20 protein-coding genes and 1 riboswitch are annotated in these 21680 nt (G+C 28.3%); of the genes, 15 read left to right on the top strand and 5 right to left on the bottom strand.

Going from position 1 to position 21680, the window contains the following annotated elements:
• Window positions 1-26 precede the first annotated feature (26 nt).
• From L3B98_RS22775 to L3B98_RS22745, 7 genes are all read left to right on the top strand, one after another.
• Window positions 27-983, top strand: a complete 957-nt coding sequence (locus L3B98_RS22775; protein ID WP_238918356.1) for a CAP domain-containing protein — start codon at window positions 27-29, stop codon at window positions 981-983.
• Window positions 984-1199: 216 nt separating this feature from the next.
• Window positions 1200-1571 (top strand): SdpI family protein, encoded by a 372-nt coding sequence (locus L3B98_RS22770; RefSeq protein WP_238918355.1) that lies wholly within the window; start codon window positions 1200-1202, stop codon window positions 1569-1571.
• Window positions 1572-1828: 257 nt separating this feature from the next.
• A complete protein-coding gene (locus tag L3B98_RS22765; RefSeq protein ID WP_238918354.1) occupies window positions 1829-2929 on the top strand; it encodes a hydrolase in 1101 nt (366 codons plus the stop codon).
• Between the two features lie 144 nt (window positions 2930-3073).
• Window positions 3074-3760 carry a response regulator transcription factor gene (locus L3B98_RS22760; protein WP_238918353.1) on the top strand — a complete coding sequence of 229 codons (687 nt, stop codon included), beginning with the start codon at window positions 3074-3076 and terminating at the stop codon, window positions 3758-3760.
• 4 nt (window positions 3761-3764) lie between these two features.
• Complete coding sequence (locus L3B98_RS22755; RefSeq protein ID WP_238918352.1) at window positions 3765-5177, top strand: HAMP domain-containing sensor histidine kinase; 1413 nt, start codon at window positions 3765-3767, stop codon at window positions 5175-5177.
• A 128-nt stretch (window positions 5178-5305) separates the two neighbouring features.
• The gene (locus tag L3B98_RS22750) at window positions 5306-6541 is read left to right on the top strand and encodes a hypothetical protein (protein ID WP_238918351.1); all 1236 of its coding nucleotides are present in this window, start codon (window positions 5306-5308) and stop codon (window positions 6539-6541) included.
• Window positions 6542-6595: 54 nt separating this feature from the next.
• On the top strand, window positions 6596-7867 hold the full coding sequence (locus L3B98_RS22745) for a peptidase M56, BlaR1 (protein WP_238918350.1): 1272 nt from the start codon (window positions 6596-6598) through the stop codon (window positions 7865-7867).
• A 62-nt stretch (window positions 7868-7929) separates the two neighbouring features.
• On the opposite strand, the gene L3B98_RS22740 is transcribed toward L3B98_RS22745, so the two are convergent.
• Window positions 7930-8799: a Cof-type HAD-IIB family hydrolase gene (locus L3B98_RS22740; protein ID WP_238918349.1), complete on the bottom strand. Its 870-nt coding sequence runs from the start codon at window positions 8797-8799 to the stop codon at window positions 7930-7932.
• A gap of 284 nt (window positions 8800-9083) precedes the next feature.
• On the opposite strand from L3B98_RS22740, the gene L3B98_RS22735 reads away from it, so the two are divergent.
• Window positions 9084-9290: an alpha/beta-type small acid-soluble spore protein gene (locus tag L3B98_RS22735; RefSeq protein WP_015393653.1), complete on the top strand. Its 207-nt coding sequence runs from the start codon at window positions 9084-9086 to the stop codon at window positions 9288-9290.
• A gap of 102 nt (window positions 9291-9392) precedes the next feature.
• Here the strand turns inward: L3B98_RS22735 and L3B98_RS22730 are convergent, their stop codons facing one another.
• Together L3B98_RS22730 and L3B98_RS22725 are read right to left on the bottom strand one after the other, a co-directional pair.
• Window positions 9393-10418 carry a hypothetical protein gene (locus tag L3B98_RS22730; protein ID WP_238918348.1) on the bottom strand — a complete coding sequence of 342 codons (1026 nt, stop codon included), beginning with the start codon at window positions 10416-10418 and terminating at the stop codon, window positions 9393-9395.
• Between the two features lie 85 nt (window positions 10419-10503).
• On the bottom strand, window positions 10504-11226 hold the full coding sequence (locus L3B98_RS22725) for a hypothetical protein (RefSeq protein WP_238918347.1): 723 nt from the start codon (window positions 11224-11226) through the stop codon (window positions 10504-10506).
• 153 nt (window positions 11227-11379) lie between these two features.
• Here L3B98_RS22725 and L3B98_RS22720 point away from each other — a divergent pair, with 153 nt between their 5' ends.
• From L3B98_RS22720 to L3B98_RS22700, 5 genes are all read left to right on the top strand, one after another.
• Window positions 11380-13059, top strand: coding sequence for a M3 family oligoendopeptidase (locus L3B98_RS22720; protein ID WP_238918346.1), 1680 nt, complete (start codon window positions 11380-11382; stop codon window positions 13057-13059).
• 69 nt (window positions 13060-13128) lie between these two features.
• Entirely contained in the window at window positions 13129-13677 is a 549-nt protein-coding gene (locus L3B98_RS22715) for a ferritin-like domain-containing protein (protein ID WP_238918345.1), read from the top strand.
• Window positions 13678-13689: 12 nt separating this feature from the next.
• Complete coding sequence (locus L3B98_RS22710) at window positions 13690-14637, top strand: L-lactate dehydrogenase (protein ID WP_238918344.1); 948 nt, start codon at window positions 13690-13692, stop codon at window positions 14635-14637.
• A gap of 256 nt (window positions 14638-14893) precedes the next feature.
• Window positions 14894-16759 carry an APC family permease gene (locus tag L3B98_RS22705; protein WP_015393647.1) on the top strand — a complete coding sequence of 622 codons (1866 nt, stop codon included), beginning with the start codon at window positions 14894-14896 and terminating at the stop codon, window positions 16757-16759.
• A 168-nt stretch (window positions 16760-16927) separates the two neighbouring features.
• Window positions 16928-17290 carry a hypothetical protein gene (locus L3B98_RS22700; protein WP_015393646.1) on the top strand — a complete coding sequence of 121 codons (363 nt, stop codon included), beginning with the start codon at window positions 16928-16930 and terminating at the stop codon, window positions 17288-17290.
• Between the two features lie 69 nt (window positions 17291-17359).
• On the opposite strand, the gene L3B98_RS22695 is transcribed toward L3B98_RS22700, so the two are convergent.
• Window positions 17360-18607 carry a helix-turn-helix transcriptional regulator gene (locus L3B98_RS22695; RefSeq protein ID WP_238918343.1) on the bottom strand — a complete coding sequence of 416 codons (1248 nt, stop codon included), beginning with the start codon at window positions 18605-18607 and terminating at the stop codon, window positions 17360-17362.
• A gap of 171 nt (window positions 18608-18778) precedes the next feature.
• Here L3B98_RS22695 and L3B98_RS22690 point away from each other — a divergent pair, with 171 nt between their 5' ends.
• Together L3B98_RS22690 and L3B98_RS22685 are read left to right on the top strand one after the other, a co-directional pair.
• Complete coding sequence (locus L3B98_RS22690) at window positions 18779-20086, top strand: MFS transporter (RefSeq protein WP_238918342.1); 1308 nt, start codon at window positions 18779-18781, stop codon at window positions 20084-20086.
• On the top strand, window positions 20046-20342 hold the full coding sequence (locus L3B98_RS22685) for a hypothetical protein (protein WP_238918341.1): 297 nt from the start codon (window positions 20046-20048) through the stop codon (window positions 20340-20342). The genes L3B98_RS22690 and L3B98_RS22685 overlap by 41 nt, the downstream gene beginning before the upstream one ends.
• 162 nt (window positions 20343-20504) lie before the next feature.
• Here L3B98_RS22685 and L3B98_RS22680 read toward each other — a convergent pair whose 3' ends face one another.
• A complete protein-coding gene (locus L3B98_RS22680) occupies window positions 20505-21101 on the bottom strand; it encodes a trimeric intracellular cation channel family protein (protein ID WP_238918340.1) in 597 nt (198 codons plus the stop codon).
• A gap of 302 nt (window positions 21102-21403) precedes the next feature.
• Window positions 21404-21571: riboswitch (glycine riboswitch) on the bottom strand.
• Window positions 21572-21680 lie beyond the last annotated feature (109 nt).

Genomic DNA, 21680 nt, shown 5'->3' with positions numbered 1-21680 from the left:
ATACGAAAGATAAAGGAGAAAAACTAATGAAGAAAGCTTTTTTAACAAAGATTGTGACAGGGGTTATTGCTGCAACAACAATGACTACTATAGCACCATTAGGAGTATCTGCAGCAACTACTAATTCAACATATGATAATTTCTATAATTATTATAATTCACTTGCAAATTCTATTGTTAACTCTGGATGGGTTAAAGATAATGGAAATTGGTACTATTTTGATAACTCAGGAGCAAAGCAGACAGGTGTACTTAATATTAATGGAAAAACTTATTGTTTTAATCCATCAGGAATAATGCAAACTGGAAAAGTTGCTATTGGCAATAAAACGTATACATGCTCTGATAATGGACAAGTTACTGGATCAAAGACTCCATCAGTGGATAAAGTATTTGATTCGACTAACAATGTAGTAAAAGATACAAATAAAACTACTACAGTATCTAATCAAAATAAGAATGAAACAACAACAAATGCTGGAACTACAACTAATACAGCAAATACTAATTCGGGAGCAAAAACAACAAGTAGTACAAGTAATACAGCTTCAGTAGATGTGCAAGGGTTACCTAAGCTACCAACAAATTATTCTGTAAGTATTCAAACTTCTGCAGAAGATAAGATCCTTGAATTAATGAATGCTAAAAGAGTTGAAGCAGGTTTAAAGCCATTAACCTTAGATAAAACATTAATAAGTGTAGCAAGATATAAAAGTAACGATATGATTCAAAATAACTTTTTTGATCATACAAATCCAGATGGAACAAAGTGGACAAACTGGTTACAAGCATTAGGCTATAGTTATACTACAACAGGAGAAAACATTGCATACAATACTTATGATGCTGTTGAACTATTTACTCAATGGTGGAATTCACCAGGTCATAGAGCTAATATGATGAATGCTTCATATACTAAAGTTGGTATAGGAGTAGTTTATGGAAATGGAAAATATATGGGCTCACAAGAATTTTCAAATTAGTGTACAAGCTTTAAAAAATAATTATTAGCTAAAATATAAATACTAAAAAGATGAAATTTGAGGTAGAAAAATAATACTAAAAATTTCATCTTTTTATTGTTAATAAAGCATCTAAAAAAATTTTATATGATACACAACAAAAAATGTGATATAATATCATTGTGCGAAAATAATATACAACATATGTTTCTAAAGGAAATAAATGGGGGATGTTTTATGATACTGTTAACTAATATATTACCAAGTATAATTTTTATTGTTTTGGGAACTATATTAAAATTGTGGCCACCGAAAGAAATAAATCATGCTTTTGGATATAGAACTTTTTTTGCTATGAAAAATAATGAAACATGGAAAGAAGGTAATAGTTTCAGTAGTGCAATGCTGATATTAAGTGGTGTTATAGCTTTGTTTTTCTCAATATCAGTTACATTTTTATATTCTAATGCGCCAAGTATATCAAGTACGCTATCTGGAGTTGGGAGCATATTGCTTGGATTTAGTTTTGGGTTTTATACTGAGGTGCATTTAAGAAGAATATTTGATAAAGATGGAAAAAGAAAAGTAGAATCAGAAGTTTTACAATAAGGAAATTTTAGGGAATACATTAGGCACTATCAAATAAATAGCAAGTCCTCTTGCCAGCAATTTTTGACCTGTTATTTCTTTTCATGTGCCGTATGCATGACAATCATAGTATAGGTTAAGGAAAACAGAAGTAAATATTAAAACTTCTGTTTTTTTATGGATTCTTTAATAATGGAGGAATCAGGAATTTATATGGAATGAGTACTTTGCTATTAAATATTCAAAGGTATTATTTAATATAACTGTTGGGGGTAAATATGACAAAGAAAAAGACAATAATAATAATTTTAGTATGTTTATGTTTGGGTTTATTTTATGCCTATAACTTTAACGTAAATTCTAGGGGATACATAAATGATGTTATAAATAAGATAGAAGGTAAAACTTTAAATTCAAAATTTGAAACAAAGATTAAATCAGGAAATTTATCTACTGATTATAATATAGACCAAGTTCTTAAAGACATAGATAAACTTCAATTAAATACATTGAATGTGCCAATAGTTATTAATGTTAGCTCTAGAACATCTAGTAATATGTCAATAGAAGGTTGGAGCGAGAAAAGAGCTATAGAATTAATTAAGAAATTAAGGTTTAAAAAAATAAATATTATACTTGAGCCTTATCCTTGGATAGAAAATGGAAGTGTAGGGGAAACTGAGTGGAAACCAGATAATATAGAGAGATTTTTTTATAATTGGGAAAATGATGTTTTAGGAAAATTGATTAAGGATGTAGCAGTACCTTATCATGTAGATGCATTAAATGCTGGAACTAGTTTTGTTTATATGGAGCAATATGAAGATAATATGTGTCATATGATTGATTATGTTAGAGAACGATATAAAGGATTAGTGACATATAGAACAAATTTTTGGGTTACTGCTGCAGATTTTGCACCAGAATACACGGGAAAATATAAGGCAAAATTAAACAATCAAGTATTTTCAAAAGTTGATTTTATTTCAATAGCAGCTTATTTTGAGTTGACAGAAAATGAAACAAACACTGTTGAAAACTTAACTAAAGCTCTTGAAAATACTACAAAATTTAATAGGAAACAAAATATAAAGCAAGAAATAAAGAATTTTAATGAAAAATGGAATAAACCAATTTTCTTTGGAGAATTAGGCTTTCCTAAGACAAATAAAGCATCAGAAGAGCCTCATAATCCATTAATATCAAATATTATGAATAATAAAGAACAAGCTAATTGTTTTGAAGCCTATAAAAATGTGTTTAGAAATGAATCCTGGAATTTAGGTTTTTCAGTATTTGCAATTGGAGAAACCAGTGATGATAAAAGATATTATCCAAGTGATGAAAGTGCTGAAATAATAAAAAACTGGTATTCGTAAGTATAAATAATAATAATATAAATCAAAGCTGTTGCTCAATACATTTAGTGGGCAGTAGCTTTTTTTATTAATTTCTGTTAGGAAACATCTATGTAACAAATTAATGGTAAAATGGTAATATAATCTAAACTTGAGGTGAAAAATATGGAGACAAGTAAAATACTTGTAGTGGAAGATGATAAAAGTATAAGGGAAATGTTAACCTTTGCTCTTGAAACAGAAGGCTTTAGTGTTGATGTAAGTAAGAATGGAAATGAGGCTTTAATGAAAAATAATGAATTTAAACCTAATTTAGTTCTTTTAGATTTGATGTTGCCAGATATAAATGGTTTTGAAGTTTGTAAAAAAATACAGCAGGAAAGAGATATACCAATAATTATGGTTACAGCAAAAAATGATATAGTGGATAAGGTTTTAGGATTGGAAATAGGTGCTGATGATTATATTACAAAGCCTTTTCATATAAAGGAAGTAATAGCAAGAGTTAATAAATCTCTTCAAAGAATAGAAAAAGCTGTGAAAGCAGAAAAAGAACAAGCTTTAATCACGATTGGAAAAGATATCTTTTTAGATGAAGAGGGGAGAATAGTAGTAAAGAAAGGTAAAGAAATAAATTTGCGACCTAAAGAATATGATTTGATATATCTGCTAGCAACAAATAAAGGTAAAGTTTTTTCAAGAGAAGAACTTTTAAATAAAATATGGAGCTATGATTATTATGGAGAATTAAGAACTGTAGACGTACATGTCAGAAGATTAAGAGCTAAGATTGAAGATGATGAAAATAAGTATATTGAAACAGTTTTTGGTGTTGGATATAAGATGAGGTAGCTATATGAAAAATAGAAAGCTAAGAACTAAAATTACATTGAGGATTGGAATTTTTATAATTTTATGTGATATTGCATTAAATATAGTTGTTAAAAATATAATAGATTACAGCAGTAGTAATACAATTAAAAATGATATGATCATTCAGCAAAATAATGCAACAGATTTTATTAATGAATACTTTATGATTAATGGTAAAAATTTAGATAAGCAGACCTTTATAAGCAATAGTCCTAAAATAGCAATAAGTTTATCAGAAAATAATAATTCTACAGTTGGAATTTATGATGATAATGGACAACTTCAATATGAAAGCGTAAAGGGGGAAGTAAACAAAAACATAAATGAACATATTAACAAAGCTAAGGAAAATAAAGCATATATATACTTTGCCAAAGAAAATGATGAGAATAAAGGATATTTTGCATATCCATTTTATTCAAATGGAGAAGTTGTTGGAATAGTTGAAATTATACGAGATTATAAAGATATAATTTCTAATAATAGAAGTATTTATTTACTATTTACTTTGGTTGAAAGCATTTTCTTTTTTATAATCTTAATTTTAATCTATATTATATTGAGAAAATCAACGCGCCCTATTGAAAATTTATTAAAGGGCGTTAGAGAAGTATCTAATGGTAATTATGGATATGAAGTGGTTGAGCTAAATAATAAAGATGAAATTGGTGATTTAGCTTATGAATATAATAAAATGAGAACTAAAATTAAAAAGCAAATAGAAGTTACACATCATTTAGAAAAATCGAGAAGAGATTTTTTTTGCAACATCACCCATGAATTAAAAACACCATTGACTTCAATAGCTGGATATGCAGAACTATTACAAACAAATTATGATAATGAAAAATTTAGAATACAGGCAATAAATTCAATTGAAAAAGAAAGTGCAAAGTTAAATAGTATGATATCGAGCATATTAGAAGTATCAAGAGGTCAAATCTTAAATAGAGAGAAAAATGAATTTGATATTGGAAAGCTGATAAAAGATACTTCAGATGAAATGAAAATAAGAAATAATAATAGCTTAAAAGTTAAATTAAATGTTGAAAATAGCATCATCCTTGGAATATACGATGAAATAAAAAGTCTTTTGTTAAATTTACTAGAAAATGCTTATAGATATTCAATTGAATATGGAGAAATAGAGATAGTTGGACAGAAAAAAGATAATTATTATAATTTGTTAATTTCTAATAAAAGCTATAATTTGGATTCGGAATTTCAAGAGAAAGCTTTTGAACCATTTATAAGAGGTGAAAATGCTTTGAATTTAGAAGGTAATGGTTTGGGGCTATACATATGTAAGTTAATTGTGGAAGAACATAATGGAGAAATAGATATTGAAATTAAGGATGATGTTGTAAAAATTATGATAAAGTTAACAACTATGTAATATTATTCATAAATTTTGAAACATTTTAGATATAAAAAATATATATAGGGTAAATCACGTGAAAAACCGTATTATAAAAATATTAACTAAATAGTTTGCTGCTATTAGAGTTAGGGGGAATTAATGTTGTGATACATTTAGTTAAATTAATAATTATATTGTTAATGGCTTTAATAACATCATTAAGTGGATGCGCGAAGATAAAAGAAATTAAAGTTTCAGATAATGTTAAAGCAGAAGTTACATCTAAGGCAGAAGATAATAAAATTAGAAATCAACCTGAATTAAAAAAGAAGCTTAGTGGCCTTGAAAATCAAGTAGTATTATCTTGGATTGATGATGAGAATGTTTTAACGGTTAATCGAGATTCGTCTTGTCTTAATGATTCGAAAGTAATTCTGAGTAGCTATAATGTTGATAGTGGTGAAATTACAGAAATATTAAATGATAGTAGAATTACAAGAATATATGATACTCCATTTAAACAGCATGATGGATTGATTTTGCTAGGAAATAGAAAACAAGCATTTACTTTTGATCCTAAAGAAAAGAACTTGGAACTGGTTTTAGATGTTGACAAGGAATTCCCCAATGGGGTACCTGGAAGTCAAAAGTCAAAAGATCAAATGGATTTAAGGGTACTTAATGTTCAATTGATTAAACACAATTATATTTCATACGTTAGTAAATTAAATAGAGAAAAAGGAAAAAAATATGCAGAAACTGCAGAGTATACAATATTAAATTATAAGGAAAATAAAAAATATACTCTTGAGGAACGATTTTCAGCAGCAGGAATTGATTGCAAATTTGATTTAACAGGTAATAATATTTACATTGGCCAATTTGCAAAATTGACTAAATTAAATATAGAAACTGGAGAAAAAGCATCTATGGATTTAAGTATGCCGAGTATTGAAAATATATTTGAAGATGGGACATTACTTGTTTATTGTATAGAAGAAAATGGTACAACTTATGATAAGGAAAGGATATATAAAGTGGATTTTGATAAAAAAGATGTAACTAGATATGTAGAAAACTATGAAGGAAAGAATTTATCGATTGACTCGATTGATTTTAAAAACCAGTTTGTTTGTTACACTTATTTTGGGGATGGTGAAGATAGAAGGCAAGATGTTGCCATGTATGGGAGCTTAAAGGGAAATAAATTTGTTGTAACCGATAAATTGTTTAAGAATAATGAAGAAGAAGGCTGTAATGATCCAAGAGAATTTATTTTTAGTCCTGACCATAATAAATTTATAGTAACAGTAAGTAAATCTAAAGTTGAAAAAAAAGATGATAGTAAATTTGATGTTACATATCTTAAGGATGATAAATATCTTTTTGAATTACAATAAATTTTTAAGAAATATGTATGTTAAATAATTATATATAATAGGGAGGAATAAAGAATGAAAGAATTAAAGAAAAACTCATTAAGAATAACTCAAAAAACAATACTAAGCTGCATGGTGCTTGCAGCTGTTACAGCAGGAAATTGCTCTGTGGCTAAGGCAGCTGATAATAATTTGATAGCAGCTACTTCAAGTAGTGCAACAAATGTTAATGGAACATATAAATTCCTTATTGATTCATCTGTAAAAGATTATGATGATATATACAAACTAGAAAAGGTTACAAACTTTAAATTTAAGCTGCCAAATTTTCTACCAGAAGGAGATAAATTAGACGCTATTCAATTAATCAAACTGTCAGATAAAGATAATGCTATCCAATTATATTATAATGGTGATGATAAACATATAGTATCTGATATCTCATTAAAAATATCTGAAACTGATCCTGTAGAAGCTACAAAGAAAATAGAAGTTGATAAAATGAAAACAACTAAAAATCCTAAGGTTGAAGCAGAAGAAAAAACTATGAAAATAGATGATATAACTGGTACAAGTCTAAGCCTTTCGATTACATCTCCAGCAGAAAAATTTAAAGATGGTCATGAATCAAAGGAATTTACTGTAAGTGAAAAATATTTTATATGGCAAGATGGTGGTGTATACTATAGCATAAGGTATACTTCACAAATTACTAATGAAGGTAAGAGTGGTAAGGAAAATATAATACTTACAGAAGATGTAATTAAAAAAATAGTCAAATCTTTTGTAGCTCCATCACAAATAAAACTTAATGGCTATTCTACAATAAAGAATGAATTATCAACAGAAACCGGGGTTATGGGAATTTACGACAATGAGGATTTGAAAAAAGCTGAAAATCTTCTTGGTTTTACTCCAAAGCTACCAATAAAGATTAATGATGATATAATCATAAAAGAATCAGTAGTTGGTGTTTCAAGTGATTCAGACATAGAAAATAATAAGATTGATTATGAACTTAATAGTTTTTATACAAATAAAGATGGTTCAATTACTTTCAATGAAGGAAAGACTTCAAAGCAATATGATTATATAAAGAAGAATGGTTACTATAGCGAAAAGAATTGGAAAACTAATGAAATGGTTAAAATTGATGTTAGTAAGTTAAATGTTAATAATACAGAAGTTTTTAAATTTAAGGAATTGCAAGTAGAAGAGAATCAAGCCCCATGTCTATGTTATTTTTGGAAAGAAAATAATATTTATTATTCAGTTATTTTCTTTGGGCAAGCTGATAATTCAGATGAAATAATAAAAACTTTTGTAAATTCTAAACCTATGGCCTAATTTAATACAAAGTAGCAAAAAGAACTGTTACCATTTTTGTAACAGTTCTTTTATGTGAAAATTTATTTATTAGAATCTAAGATTCTATATATTGCTTTTGCTACGCCATGTTCTAAATTGCTTGAAGTTATATATTTTGCAACTTTTTTTATTTCTGGAATTGCATTTTCCATAGCAACGGAATTTGGAAATTCCATAAACATAGAATAATCGTTTGAACTATCTCCTAAGACAGCAACCTCGTCTTTTTTTATGTTAATATTTTCAGCAACTTGGGCTAGGAGCTTTCCTTTAGTTGCATTAGCATGGTTAATTTCTATATTTGTTATAAAACTAGAAGAAATGGCTAGACCATCTATTTTGCTTAATTGTTCTTTTAAATTCGTTATTTCTTCAAGGGATTCTGAGAATGAAACAAATTTTCCTATATTTACATCATTGTCTAGAAATACTTCCATATCAGTTATGTAATTCATATTAACAAAATGTGGATTTTTGATAGCATATTTATAGATTTCATCTGTATCAGTAATCTCTGGATGAAAAGTTTTTTCTCTTTTTATCATACCAGCTAAGGTTTCTTCTTTTGTATTGGTTGTATAATATCCATTGTCAGTATATATTTCAACCGATAAAGGATAAGTTGACATAACTTTTAAAATTTCAGAAGCTTTATTTTTATCAATATATATGCCAGCGACAGTTTTACCATCGATATTTCTGTATTGTCCACCATTAAGTACTACACATTCACATTTCAAATTATGTTCGTCTAAAAAAGGTTTTACATCATCATATGCTCTGCCAGTAGCAATAGCAAACTTAATTCCTCTATCTTGTGCTAATCTTATAGCTTCTATGTTTTCTTTTGATATCTTATGGTCACTTCCTAGTAAAGTACCATCCATATCAGATGCAATTAATTTTATCATGTTGAGATCTCCTTACAAATATTGTCAAGCTATGTATATTATTTCTTAATTTGTTATAGTTAATTAATTTCTTGACTGTGCATTTTAATAATAAACTAAAAAAATATTTGTAGCAAGAAAAACAACTGCTAAACTTGTCTCAAAGTTTAGCAGTTAATCACTATAATACTATTTATGTTAATAATTTTATAGAGTATTATTGATAGCTGTGGTTAATATAATAGTGCAAAGCAAATTTATAAAAATTTGCTAGGTAAAGTTTAAACTTAAGGAGGTATGTAATTATGGCATCAAGTAATAGTGGAAGCAATAGAACTTTAGTACCAGAGGCAAAGGCAGGTTTAAACAGATTGAAAACTGAGGTTGCTTCAGAAATAGGATTAAGCAATTATGAAAATACTGATAAAGGAAACCTTTCTTCAAGACAAAATGGAAGTGTTGGTGGAGAAATGGTTAAGAGAATGATTGAAAGTTACGAACAAGGACTCTAAAAAATAACTAATAAAGAATGCACTAGGATGATTCTTAGTGCATTCTTTATTAGTTATTTTTCATATTAATTAAGTATAAATTTGTTGATTCTAAATAAGACTTTATAGGTTTTCTGATGCATTCATAATATAATGGTGAATTTTATCTTTTATTAAAGATAAATCTTGATTATCAAGAATATCACAGGCTTCTGAATAAGTTAGTTCTCTAATAATATAATTTGAATCATTATGAATTTTATCATTGGAAGTATCCTTGTTTCTATCATAAAAGTTAATAGTGTCAAATTTATAGTTAAAGCTTTTTAAAAGATCTAATATTGAGTAAATATATTGAACATTAAATTCAAGGTCATTATAATCTGGAGTCATTGAATATATGAAATTAAAAAAGTTTCCTTTTGATGAATTCAATTCATAAAATACTTCATAAGGAGGAAGTTTTGTTTTATATTCACCCAATAAGTTCAGGGAAGAGTCGATATTGAATTCTAATCTATCATAATTTGGACCATTATTAATATTAAGTAATTTGTTTGTATAAGATTCATTTGATTTTAATGCATATTTTTTTATATTATATTTTATTTTAGCGTTAATTTCATCATTAAAGTGGCGCTCAAAATAATTATCATATACTAAACTATTATCTATGATTATATCAAAATTACAATTATCTATAGCAGAATTAACTGCCATTAAAATACGATTATCGGATAAAGAATTCATAGAAAATTTATGATTTAAAGATATTGAACTGTTATATCTTGTTTTAATATATTCATTACATTGATCTACATAGTAGCGGCCTTGTGAACACAATTCAAAAAATTTATTGATATCTTTGGAAAAAGTTAAAATGCATATAATTAAAAAATATAAAATCAGTATTATATATTTTGTATTAAAGTTAAAAAATATAAAGAAGTTATCCAAAGTATTAATAACTAACATTCCACATTTCATAATAAGAGAAATAATGAAAGTCCATCTAGCCCAATTAATACCTATCCTTATTAAAAGTAGTAGTATTACATCCAATGCAATAGTAAAAAGTCCTATTAATAAAAATGCTAGATTATTTTTTATTACTGGAAATAACATATAAGTTACAATGTCAATAGACATTATAAGAATAAATAGATAAATAAAGTAGTGAGTCATTCTTTGTGTGTTTTTATTTTCATTCATATTATTTATTACCTTTCAACAATTAATCTCTTTGAATACCTGCCATGTTTTGATAATCATAAAAGCGATATACAGTATTTTTAAAATTATCAACAGTAAGTTTATTTATGTCTAGGGCCTTAAGAGTTTTATCATCATACCAGCTAACAGCTGCTTCTTCAATATCAGTGTCAGTTCCTTTCTTATTTATTGTTCTACCACTAACAGTAATACCAAATACAGTATGTCCAAATTTTTCTGGATAAAGGGTGTATAATGACTTATAAAGTTCAACACTAGCATTTATTGCAGCAGCTTTTAATTGTTCACTGCTTACATAATAACCAATGTTTATATGAATTAGCTGACAGTTATTTGTAAAACGAATAGAACTTAAGAATGGTTTATCTATATTATTTTTCTTTCCAAAAGTTTGATCTACACAAAGGCTAACATACTCATTAACGGTAAGTCTGCTATAGTCTTTAGGATCGATAACATTATTTGAAGAACTTTGAGAGGATTTAGTAGAACTATCATTTTTAGCTGGAGATTTTTTGTCATCGTTCTTACTATTTTCTGTATCAGTTTTTGAAGTTTGAGTATCATTTTTAGAAGAAAGTAAATCATTAATCTTATTATCAATATTTAAATTAGGTTTTTGCAATGTCGTAAAAATTGAAATTCCATATGCAAAAATAAAAATTAAAGAAAGTATTATATTTTTTAATTTGAACCTTTTCTTAGGCTTTAATTTAAATTCCATAGTATCCACATCCTTAAACATAATCAGTTAAATTATAACATAACTTTCAATTTGATACTTGTAAGATTATAATTACGTATGTAAATACTAATAAAAAAGCTATATAATAGAAGAAAAATTATAATTAATATGTACATCTTAGGAGGCAAAAAAATGACAGAGGAAAAATTTAAATTATCAGAACTTCCATATGAAAGAATAACAATTGAAGCTTTTGAAAAGGAAGCTTCAGATATAATTAATCAATTTAATAAAGCTAAAGATGGAGAAGAGCAGTTTTTAGTTCATAAAAAATATTACGCTTTAATGGAGAAAGTTAGTACAGCTATGGTTTTGGCTGCTATGAGACATCATGGTGATGTCTCAGATAAATTTTATGAGGGGGAGCAGGAATATTATGATACAATATCACCTAAAATTGAAAGCTTTAAGGTAAAGTATCAAAAGCTTCTTTTTAATTCAAAATATAGAGCATATCTTGAAGATAAAATTGGCAAAGTGGCTTTCAAGGATATTGAAATAAAGATGAAGTCATTTGCAGATGTTCTTATTCCACTTAAGCAAGAAGAAAATGCTCTTAGATCAAGATACACTAAGCTTATAGCTCAAACTAAAGTTGAATTTAGAGGAGAAACCCTTAATTTATCTCTTATGTTAAAATATTTAAAGGCGAAAGACAGAGCAACTAGAATAGAAGCAGCAAAAGTGAGATGTGAAAAACTACTTACAATTGCGGATGAGTTAGATGAAATTTTTGATAAACTTGTAGCTAATCGTAATAAACAAGCAAAGTCAATGGAATATGAAAATTTTGTAGAGCTTGGTTATTATAATATGCAACGTAATTCTTATACTAAAGAAGATGTGGCTAATTTTAGAAATCAAGTTAAAAAGTATTTAGTTCCACTTGCATCACAAATGCATGAAAATAGAAGAAAACGTCTAGGCTTGGAAGAACTTGATTTTGTTGATGAGGGAGTTTATTTTCTAGGGGGAAATCCAATTCCAATTGGAACTGCTGATGATATTTTTGCGGCAGGTAAAAAAATGTACAGTGAATTATCTTCAGAAACAAATGAATTTTTTAATTTTATGTTAGATCATGAATTATTCGATGTTCTAGGAAGACCTAATAAAAGAGCTGGAGGTTATATGGATATGCTTATGCTTTATAAGGCACCAATAATCTTTGCTAATTTTAATGGTACTAGTGGTGATGTAGATGTTATTACACATGAGTGTGGCCACGCCTTCCAAGGATTTTTAACAAGAAATGATGAGGTGGCAGAACATAATAACATTACTATGGAAACAGCAGAAACTCACTCTATGTCTATGGAATTTTTTACAGGCAAATGGATGGAATTATTCTTTGGCGAAAGAGCAGAAGATTATAGAAAACTTCAACTTGAAGATGCTATAGCCTTCATACCATATGGCTGTATGGTTGATGAATTCCAAGAAATAGTATATACAAAACCAGAACTTACCCCTAAAGAAAGAAGAGAAGTTTGGAAGCAATTAGAAAAAGAATATAAACCACATCTTGTATTTAAAAATGATGAGTTTTATGGTGACGGGCGTACTTGGCAAATGCAAAGGCATATATATAATTCACCATTCTATTATATAGATTACTCTCTTGCTCAAACTTGTGCACTTCAATTTAAAGGCTTGATGGATGAGGATTATATGAAGGCTTGGGAAAAATATGTTGCATTTTCAAAACAATCAGCAAAAGATTTCTTCCCTAATATGTTAAATAACGTTGGCCTTAAAAGTCCATTTGAAGATAGTTTTATGAAGGAACTTGTTGAGAAAATAAAATTATAAACAAAAAGGTGTGCTTAAATCATAATATAACTAATAAATATAACATATATAAATAATTTAGGTGATATTATGAGTTACACAACAAATAGACAACCACAAGGCGTTATGAATAATATTGATGGATTTTTAAGAGAAGGTCTTATTTCAGAGATGGTGGCAATAAATGATTATAGTGATTTTATAGAATCAACAGATAACAGACAAATAAAAGAATTATTCCATCATATAATGTTAGAAGAAAAGAGGCACTATTCGATTTTTCTAACTTTATTAAGATCTTTAGACTCAGAAGAAAGAGAATTATCTGAAGAAGTGAAAGATCATTTGAAAATATCTCAAAAGGGTAAATACAGTGATTTGACAGGCAAAGTACTTAAAGAAATAAATCTTCTTGTTGTAATTAGACAAGCGATAAAGGGGGAGTTAGAGGCTACATTACTTTATCAGGAATTTGTAGACAATTTAACTGATGAGAATTTAATAAGAATTATTAATGAAATAATTAGAGACGAAAAAGAACATGTTGAGAAATTATCACGGGCATTGATAATATTGGATAAAGATAGATATGGGGACCTTAACCCTTCAATGCCGAAGAAAAAAAGAGTCGATGAGTAAAGGATGAGATATATGGCAATTGGTAGAAGTAAAGTGGTAGTAGTTGGAACAGGAGCTGTTGGGGCAGCAGTTGCATTTGATATAGTAAGAAATCATGTTTGTGATGATTTGATATTAATTGATATTAATAAAGAAAAAGCATGGGCAGAGGCCACTGACTTGCAACATTCTCTTGGTTATAGTGGGAGTAAGATGAGAATTAAAGATGGGGAATATGATGAATGCTCTGATGCGGATATAGTTGTAATAGCAGCAGCACTACCTTATATTACAGGACAGACGAGATTAGATATGATAGAAAAAGCAGCTGGAATAATGAATAATATTGTACCAAAAGTTATGGAAAGTGGTTTCAGAGGAATTTTCATTGTCATAACAAATCCAGTAGATGTTATGTCTTATTATGTTCATAAACTTTCTGGTATTTCTGCGGATAAAGTTATTGGTACTGGTACAGCTTTAGATTCTGCACGTTTAAGATATCATTTAGCAGATGTTATGAATGTAGATCCTCAAAGTGTGCATGCATTATGTATGGGTGAGCATGGGGATTCACAAATTATTCCTTGGAGTCAAATTACAGTTGGTGGGAAAAAATTTCTTGATATTATTAATGATAATAAAGTACGTCTAGAAGGATTTAACATAAATACAGTTACAGAGGATATTAAAAAAATAGCTTACAGAATTGTTAATGCTAAAGGTGCAACGACTTTTGGAATAGCTGCAACAACTGTCCAAATTATAAAGGCAGTATTAAATGATGAAAATAAAGTAATACCCGTATCTGCTATGCTTAATGGTGAGTATGACGAAGAAAATATATATATTGGAGTGCCAGCAGTTTTAAATAGTCAAGGAGTAAAGGAATTAGTGGAATATCATTTATCGGATGATGAGATGGTAGAACTTAAAAAATCTATTAGTATTATTAAGGAATATAGTGAAAAGTTAAATTAAAAAAATCATAAATAAATGAAAAACTAATCTGTTTGTTAATGGACACAAATGGGTTAGTTTTTTGTTTGAAAAAAATATTGATAAAACTGTAGAAAAATAGAATAAATAATCAAGGATGTGTGAGAATAATAAATGTATTCGTATTCATTGAGAAAATTCTACATTTTTCTTAAGAATATATCATAATTAGGATATTGCATTTAAGTACAGAATTACTATAAAATTATTTTCATATGATATTATAGGGGGAAAACAAATGCTTACAAAGTTTTTAGACGTTTTGCTAGGAGAACCGTTATCTAATGAGCAAGGTAGCCATGAAAAATATAATGTACCTTTTGGACTTGCAATTATGGCAAGTGATGCGGTTTCATCAGTTGCCTATGCAGCACAGGAAATTCTTTTTGTACTAATAGTGTTAGGTGCAGCTGCATATCAATGGTTAACATGGACTTCATTTATGATTATAGGTCTGTTAATAATATTAACAATTTCTTATATTCAAATTATTAGAGCGTATCCTCAAGGTGGAGGAGCTTATAAAGTAGCAAGTGAAAATATAAGTAGTAAAGCAGGTTTAGTTGCAGGTGCAGGTTTAATAATTGATTATCTGCTTACTGTTGCGGTTAGTGCCAGTGCTGGTGCCGATGCAATAATTTCAGCATTTAGCAGTCTAGCACAATATAAGGTCCCTTTTGTTTTAATAATAATTATAGTTTTGACAATTTTAAACTTAAGAGGTATAAGTGAATCTTCTAAAATATTTGCGATACCTACATATATTTTTATTTTTAGTATGATTTTCATGATTATCTATGGATTATTTAAATACCTTGTGTTAGGAATTCACCCTGAACCAGTATTTTCAGCTCCTTTGCATGCGACTGAAAGCTTATCAATATTTCTTGTATTACGTGCATTTTCTTCAGGATGTTCAGCATTAACAGGATTGGAATCAGTAAGTAATTCTGTTCCAAATTTTAAAGAACCAAGTACTAAAAATGCTAAAATTGTAATGATTTTATTAGCATTCTTAATATTCTTCATATTTGGTGGAACTTCAATATTAGCTATTTTTTATACAGCTATGCCAATTGAAAATGGACCAACAGTTATTTCACAAATAGCTACTGCAATTTTTGGTAATAGTATAATGTACTACATAATACAATTTAGTACAGCTATAATATTACTTATGGCATGTAATACAGCATATACTGGATTTCCAATGCTTATGTACATAGTTGGAAAAGATGGTTATGCACCTAGACAATTTACTATTAGAGGAAAAAGACTTAGCTTTTCATTTGGAATAGCAGCACTATCCTTTATTGCATGTTTTTTGGTTATCATATTTAAAGCAGATACTCATAGTTTGATACCTTTATATGCAATTGGTGTATTTACATCTTTTACTTTAGGTCAATTTGGTATGGTAAATCACTGGAGAAATGAAAAAGAAAAAGGCTGGTTAAAACGCGCTATCATCAATGGATGTGGTGCAATAGTTTCATTAGTAACAACAATAATAATTTTAGTTGAAAAATTTAAAGAAGGTGCATTCATAGTTGCCATTTTAATTCCAATTATAATATTGGTTCAACTAAAAATTAAACATCACTATGATAAAGTAGCTAATGGGTTAAGTATCAGCCAATTAAATTTAAAAAAAGTAGATTTAAGAAAAAAATATACTCATATTGTTGTAGTTCCAATTGCTAGTTTAAACAAGGCAACTATTGGTGCCCTTCAATATGCACAAAGTATAAGTGATAATGTTATTGCTCTTAATATTTCAACAGATAAGGTTGCAATGGAAAGATTAAAAACCAGATGGGATGAATTAGATACAGATATTTTGTTGGTTTCAAAATATTCTCCTTTTAGAGCTGTTGTTACTCCTTTATTGAAAAATATTGAATTAATCGCAAATTCAGCAGCTAAAGATGAAAAGATAACTGTTGTTGTACCTCAGTTCATTACACATGAAAGATTTGGTGAAGTATTACATAATCACACAAGCTTCTTTATTAGAGAGACTTTATTGAAAAATGATAATATAATAGTTTCTACGTTCCCTTATCATTTAATGGATGAATGTGAGCATAAACATAATAACTAAAAAATTATTATGTGTTTGTAAAATAATTTACGTGATGTATTAGTTTAGTAAACTACTATATCACGTTTTTTGTATTAAGATATTTTCTATAAATATAATTTCCATTTATTTGGTACTATTTACTGTGAAATTGAATATGATGTAAATCGAAAGGAGATGTTTAGATAAATGAATTTAGAAAGAGAAGAAACTTATAGGGATCTACAAGATTTACAAGATAAATGCAGAAAGTGCATGTATTATCATATCAATATGACTATGACAGATGGAAGTACTCTTGATGGAATTATTGAAACTGTAGATCCAGATAGAATTATTGTCTTGGTTGGAGAAGATGTAATGGAACAGGAAAATCAAGAACAACAGTCTGAGCAGCAAAGACAATATTATGGTTATGGGCACCGTCCAAGAAGAAGATATAGGCGATTTAGGCGTCAAGCGTTTCCATTAGCTTCTTTAGCAGCTTTGTCTTTATTACCTTATCCATATTATGTTCAGCCACCATATCCATATTATCCTTATTATTATTAATGGATACCTAAAATTTTTTGAATTGTCCTTTTGCAATTAATGTTTTACTTATGACCATATAGATCAATTCTATATGGTCATAAGTTCTTTATAAAGTTTATTTGCTTCTTTATATCTTCGTTTACTTTCAAGATATTCAATTAGTTTTAATTTAATATCATTACATATATCAATTTTTCTCATAGACTCATAATATGGTAGAATCTTATTTTTTACTTCTTCATAAAAGAATTTTTCGTGAAAATTATGCACAACTAAATAAAGGTAATATATAGAATTATAATGTTTAGAAGATTTATATTCTTCACTTAAGTATATATCAAAGATAACGTCACATTCATCTAATCTATTTAATTTTATACAAGCTGAGATATAATTATAGGCGCACAATATATTTTTATAACTTGATTCCATAGCTAGGCGGCTCCATTTAATACATGCTTCATAGTCTCCTTTTGATAAATAGCAGTCAGACAAATTTGTATAAAGATGCCACAATAATTTATCCATATTAAAATGCTTGGCAGACATAAGAGCTGCTTTAAAATGTTTCTCAGCATTTTCGTAAATTTTAAGATAAGAAAAACATACTCCAATATAATTATGACACCATACTGCATTGAGATATCGTCCACTTCTCTCATAACTATCTAAAGCTTTTTCTAAATAATAAGCACCTCTACCCATAGCATCATTGAAACAAAAGGCTTTCCCTAAGCAAAAATTTATCCAAGATGTATCTTTAATATTTAACGCAGTTAACTGCCTTTCAATGCTTTTTTCATTTTCATGATTTCTGAATAATATATCACCAGATACAAGAAGGTATAAGTATCTGAGTTCACGACTCAATGAATTAGATATTTTATCTAATAGAGTTAAATCATCTTTTAAATATTTATAATCTAAGCCATCCACAAAGGTTTTATACATAAGATCATAGATTTTAAATTCTATGCTATAAGGAGAGTGGTTAATAATTGGTTCTATCTTTAAAAGTTTCTTATAAATTCTTTTAGCTCCATCAAAGTTATAGCTTTCAATATCATTCATCATTGTGTTGAGCTTTTGCCTTACTTTTCCTATATCAGTGAATTTATCTAAATCAGTAATTTGGAGTTTTTTTAATAAAGCCTCGATAATCTCTTTTCTTAAATGTTTTTTACCATTTTCAAAATAACTCAAATGACTAACAGAACATATACCATGAGCTAAAGCTTCTTGGCTAAATCCATTTTTAATCCTTGTATATTTTATCCAAGAGGATAAGAAATCATATTCTAATTCTTTACCTAATATTACTAAAGTGGATTCCATGAAAATACCTCCAATTAAATATAATAAAAAATATATTATTTGACTAATAATTGTCAAGTATATCTAAAATTATAGCATTAAAGTAACATTTTTAGTAGAAATTATTCAATAGGATTGCTTTGAAATAAATGGAACTTATATGTAAAATAAATATGAGAAGGGGGCATGAAAATGAAAGAATTCATTAATAATTACAAAGGACTGCCTAAAGAAATGTATATAATATGCTTTGCAAAATTTGTTAATAGATTGGGGGATTTTGTAGTACCATTTCTAGCTTTATATCTTACACAAAAAATTGGCATGACAGCAGCAACTTCTGGAATTATAGTTATGTTGTCATCAATTATAGGAGTGCCGGCATCAATCATTGGAGGAAAAGTGTCAGATACTTTTGGTCGAAAGAAAATATATATGTTTGCTCAAAGTATGGCAGCTGCTACATTAATACCTTGTGCTTTAACTAAAAATGTTGTGATTACAATTATATGTTTATTAGTAAGTACTTTTTTTAGTGGCTTTTTGCGACCATCATTTACTTCGATGATTACTGATATACTTTCAAGAGAACAAAGACAAGCGGGTTTTTCACTTCAATATCTTTCAATAAATGCTGGAGTTGCTGTAGGACCTATTATTGCTGGATTTCTATTCAATAACTTCTTACCTATGTTGTTTATAGGAGATGCTATAACATCTTTTATAGCAGTGTTTTTAATATGGAAAAATATTAAGGAAACATATTCCGTAAATTCTAAAACTAAAGTTGAAAGTAAGGATGAAAAAATAGAAAAAGGAAATACAGTTCAAATGCTTATAAAAAGACCTCAACTAAGTATGTTTTTTATTTTAAACATAGTATACAATTTTATTTATGCACAACATAAATTTGCATTACCACTAACCTTAAATATAGAATTTAACAATGAAGGGGCTAAATATTTTGGCTATCTTATGAGTATAAATGCTGTTACTGTTGTAGTTTTTACTGTTTTTGTAGGGTACATAACTAAAAAAAATCATCAATTAACAAATATGGCTCTTACTGGAATACTTTATGCTGTAGGTTTTGGAATGATAGGCTATATAGATAGTTTTGGTTTCTTTATAATATCTACAATAATATGGACTGGAGGGGAAATTTTAAGTTCGATTAGCTCTGGAGTATATGTAGCTAATAATAGTCCTAGTAATTATAGAGCGAGATTAAATGCAATAACAACACTTGGAATGTTTTTGGGCTCAGCACTAAGCACCTCATTTTCTGGCGCTTATATTCAAATTTATAACTGTAAGTCATTATGGGGATTAACTTTCTTTATGTCATTAATTGCAGCTGGATTAATGTTTTGCTTAAAAATATACACAGATAAAAAAAGCAGCTATGCTGCAACCAAGATCATTGATAAAAAAAGCAGCTATGCTGCAACCAAGATCATTGATAAAAAAAGCAGCTATGCTGCAACCAAGATCATTTAATAAAAAAAGCAGCTATGCACATCTAAAAAGAGCAGCTATGCTGCAATACGGAACTTATCTGCAACCAAGATCAATTAAAAAAAAGCAGCTATGCACATCTGAAAAGAGTGGCTTTGCCACAATACGCACATATAAAAAGAGTGGCTATGCCACAATACGGAACTTATATAAAAAGAGTGGCTATGCCACAATACGGAACTTATATAAAAAGAGTGGCTATGCCACAATAAATAACGTTCCTGCAACCAAGAAATAAATCTTTTTTTAGATTCTCACTTTTCCCTTCAAGATTTCTTGATGTGAGAGGCAATATCCTTAATAAGAACTTATATAACTAAAACTTGTTAACTAGTGCTTTGTAAATTTTATAATCGCCTAAAGTTAACAAGTCTTTTATATAAATAATAACTTGTACATCTTAATTAATGACAGGAAGATTAATTTTTTTCATATAGCAGACCATTCTAACTGAAAATATTGTTAGTAATGATAAATGTTGAGCTGTATGTGCACCTAGTATAGGATACAAAAACCAAAGTAAAAGTGAACCAACAATACCTGCAACACAATAAATATCTGTTTTAAATATTTCTGGTTTTCTATTTGTAATAATATCACGAAGCATTCCACCACCAACACCGGTTATACTAGCAGCAAATAAAAATAACATTAAATTATATCCACTTTCTATAGCTTTAAGGCCAGAAGAGACAAAAAAAGCAGAAAGTCCAATTGCATCAACTACTACAAACAAAGTATTATATTTTAATTTCCCTCGAAGAAGAATTGGAATAGTTGCCCCAAGGATGATAAAAGGGATAGTCTTATAGTTAGAAAAGAATGCCGGAATTCCGACATTTGTAACAATATCACGAAGAACTCCACCTCCCATAGCGGTAACAGTAGCTAAAATATAAATACCAAATAAATCAAATTTTTCTTCTATTGCTACATAAGCACCAGAAGCTGCAAAAGCAAAAATTCCTAGATATTCTAATAGGGCAATATCATACATGAAAAATACTCCTTTCAAGTTACAGTTTACAGTTTTGGTAAGAAATGCACTACATTTCTCTCAATTGTTTATTTTTTCCTTAGTTATCATTTATCTTTGATAACTATTGATTTCATCAGTTTCTCAAATTTCTGAAATTCTATACTTTCGTAGACATAAAAAAGAGACGAATTGCGTAAACAATTCGCCTCTGTTATGGTACCTGAAAGATTCTCATTTAAGAGCAAGTTTATAATAATTAATTATAATTAATGCTAAATTAAAAGATTGCTTCTTGGGTGTCATAAGACTTTCCAGAGTTTCGTCAGAATTCGGTCCTTTTGCCTGAGAGTTTGTTGCGGCTTCACCTTCGGCGCTGTTATATGGCACTATCAAATAAATAACAAGTCTTTTTGCTAGCCTATTTTCATGTGCCTAAAGCAATTTTTTCTTTAAAATGCTTTATTTGCAGTCTCTCCCAAATTCGTCATACGAGCACTATAAATTTCTAGATAAATTATAAATTAGTTTTAATAGCATGTCAATAAAATTGATTAAAAGTTAGTTTATAAATAGTAGAGTGTTTTACTTATATCAAGT

It is taken from the genome of Clostridium sp. YIM B02555 (assembly GCF_022320955.1).
Classification (GTDB): domain Bacteria; phylum Bacillota; class Clostridia; order Clostridiales; family Clostridiaceae; genus Clostridium; species Clostridium saccharoperbutylacetonicum.
Note: the sequence above shows the minus strand (reverse complement) of the source record. Positions and strands in the feature narration are given on the sequence as shown.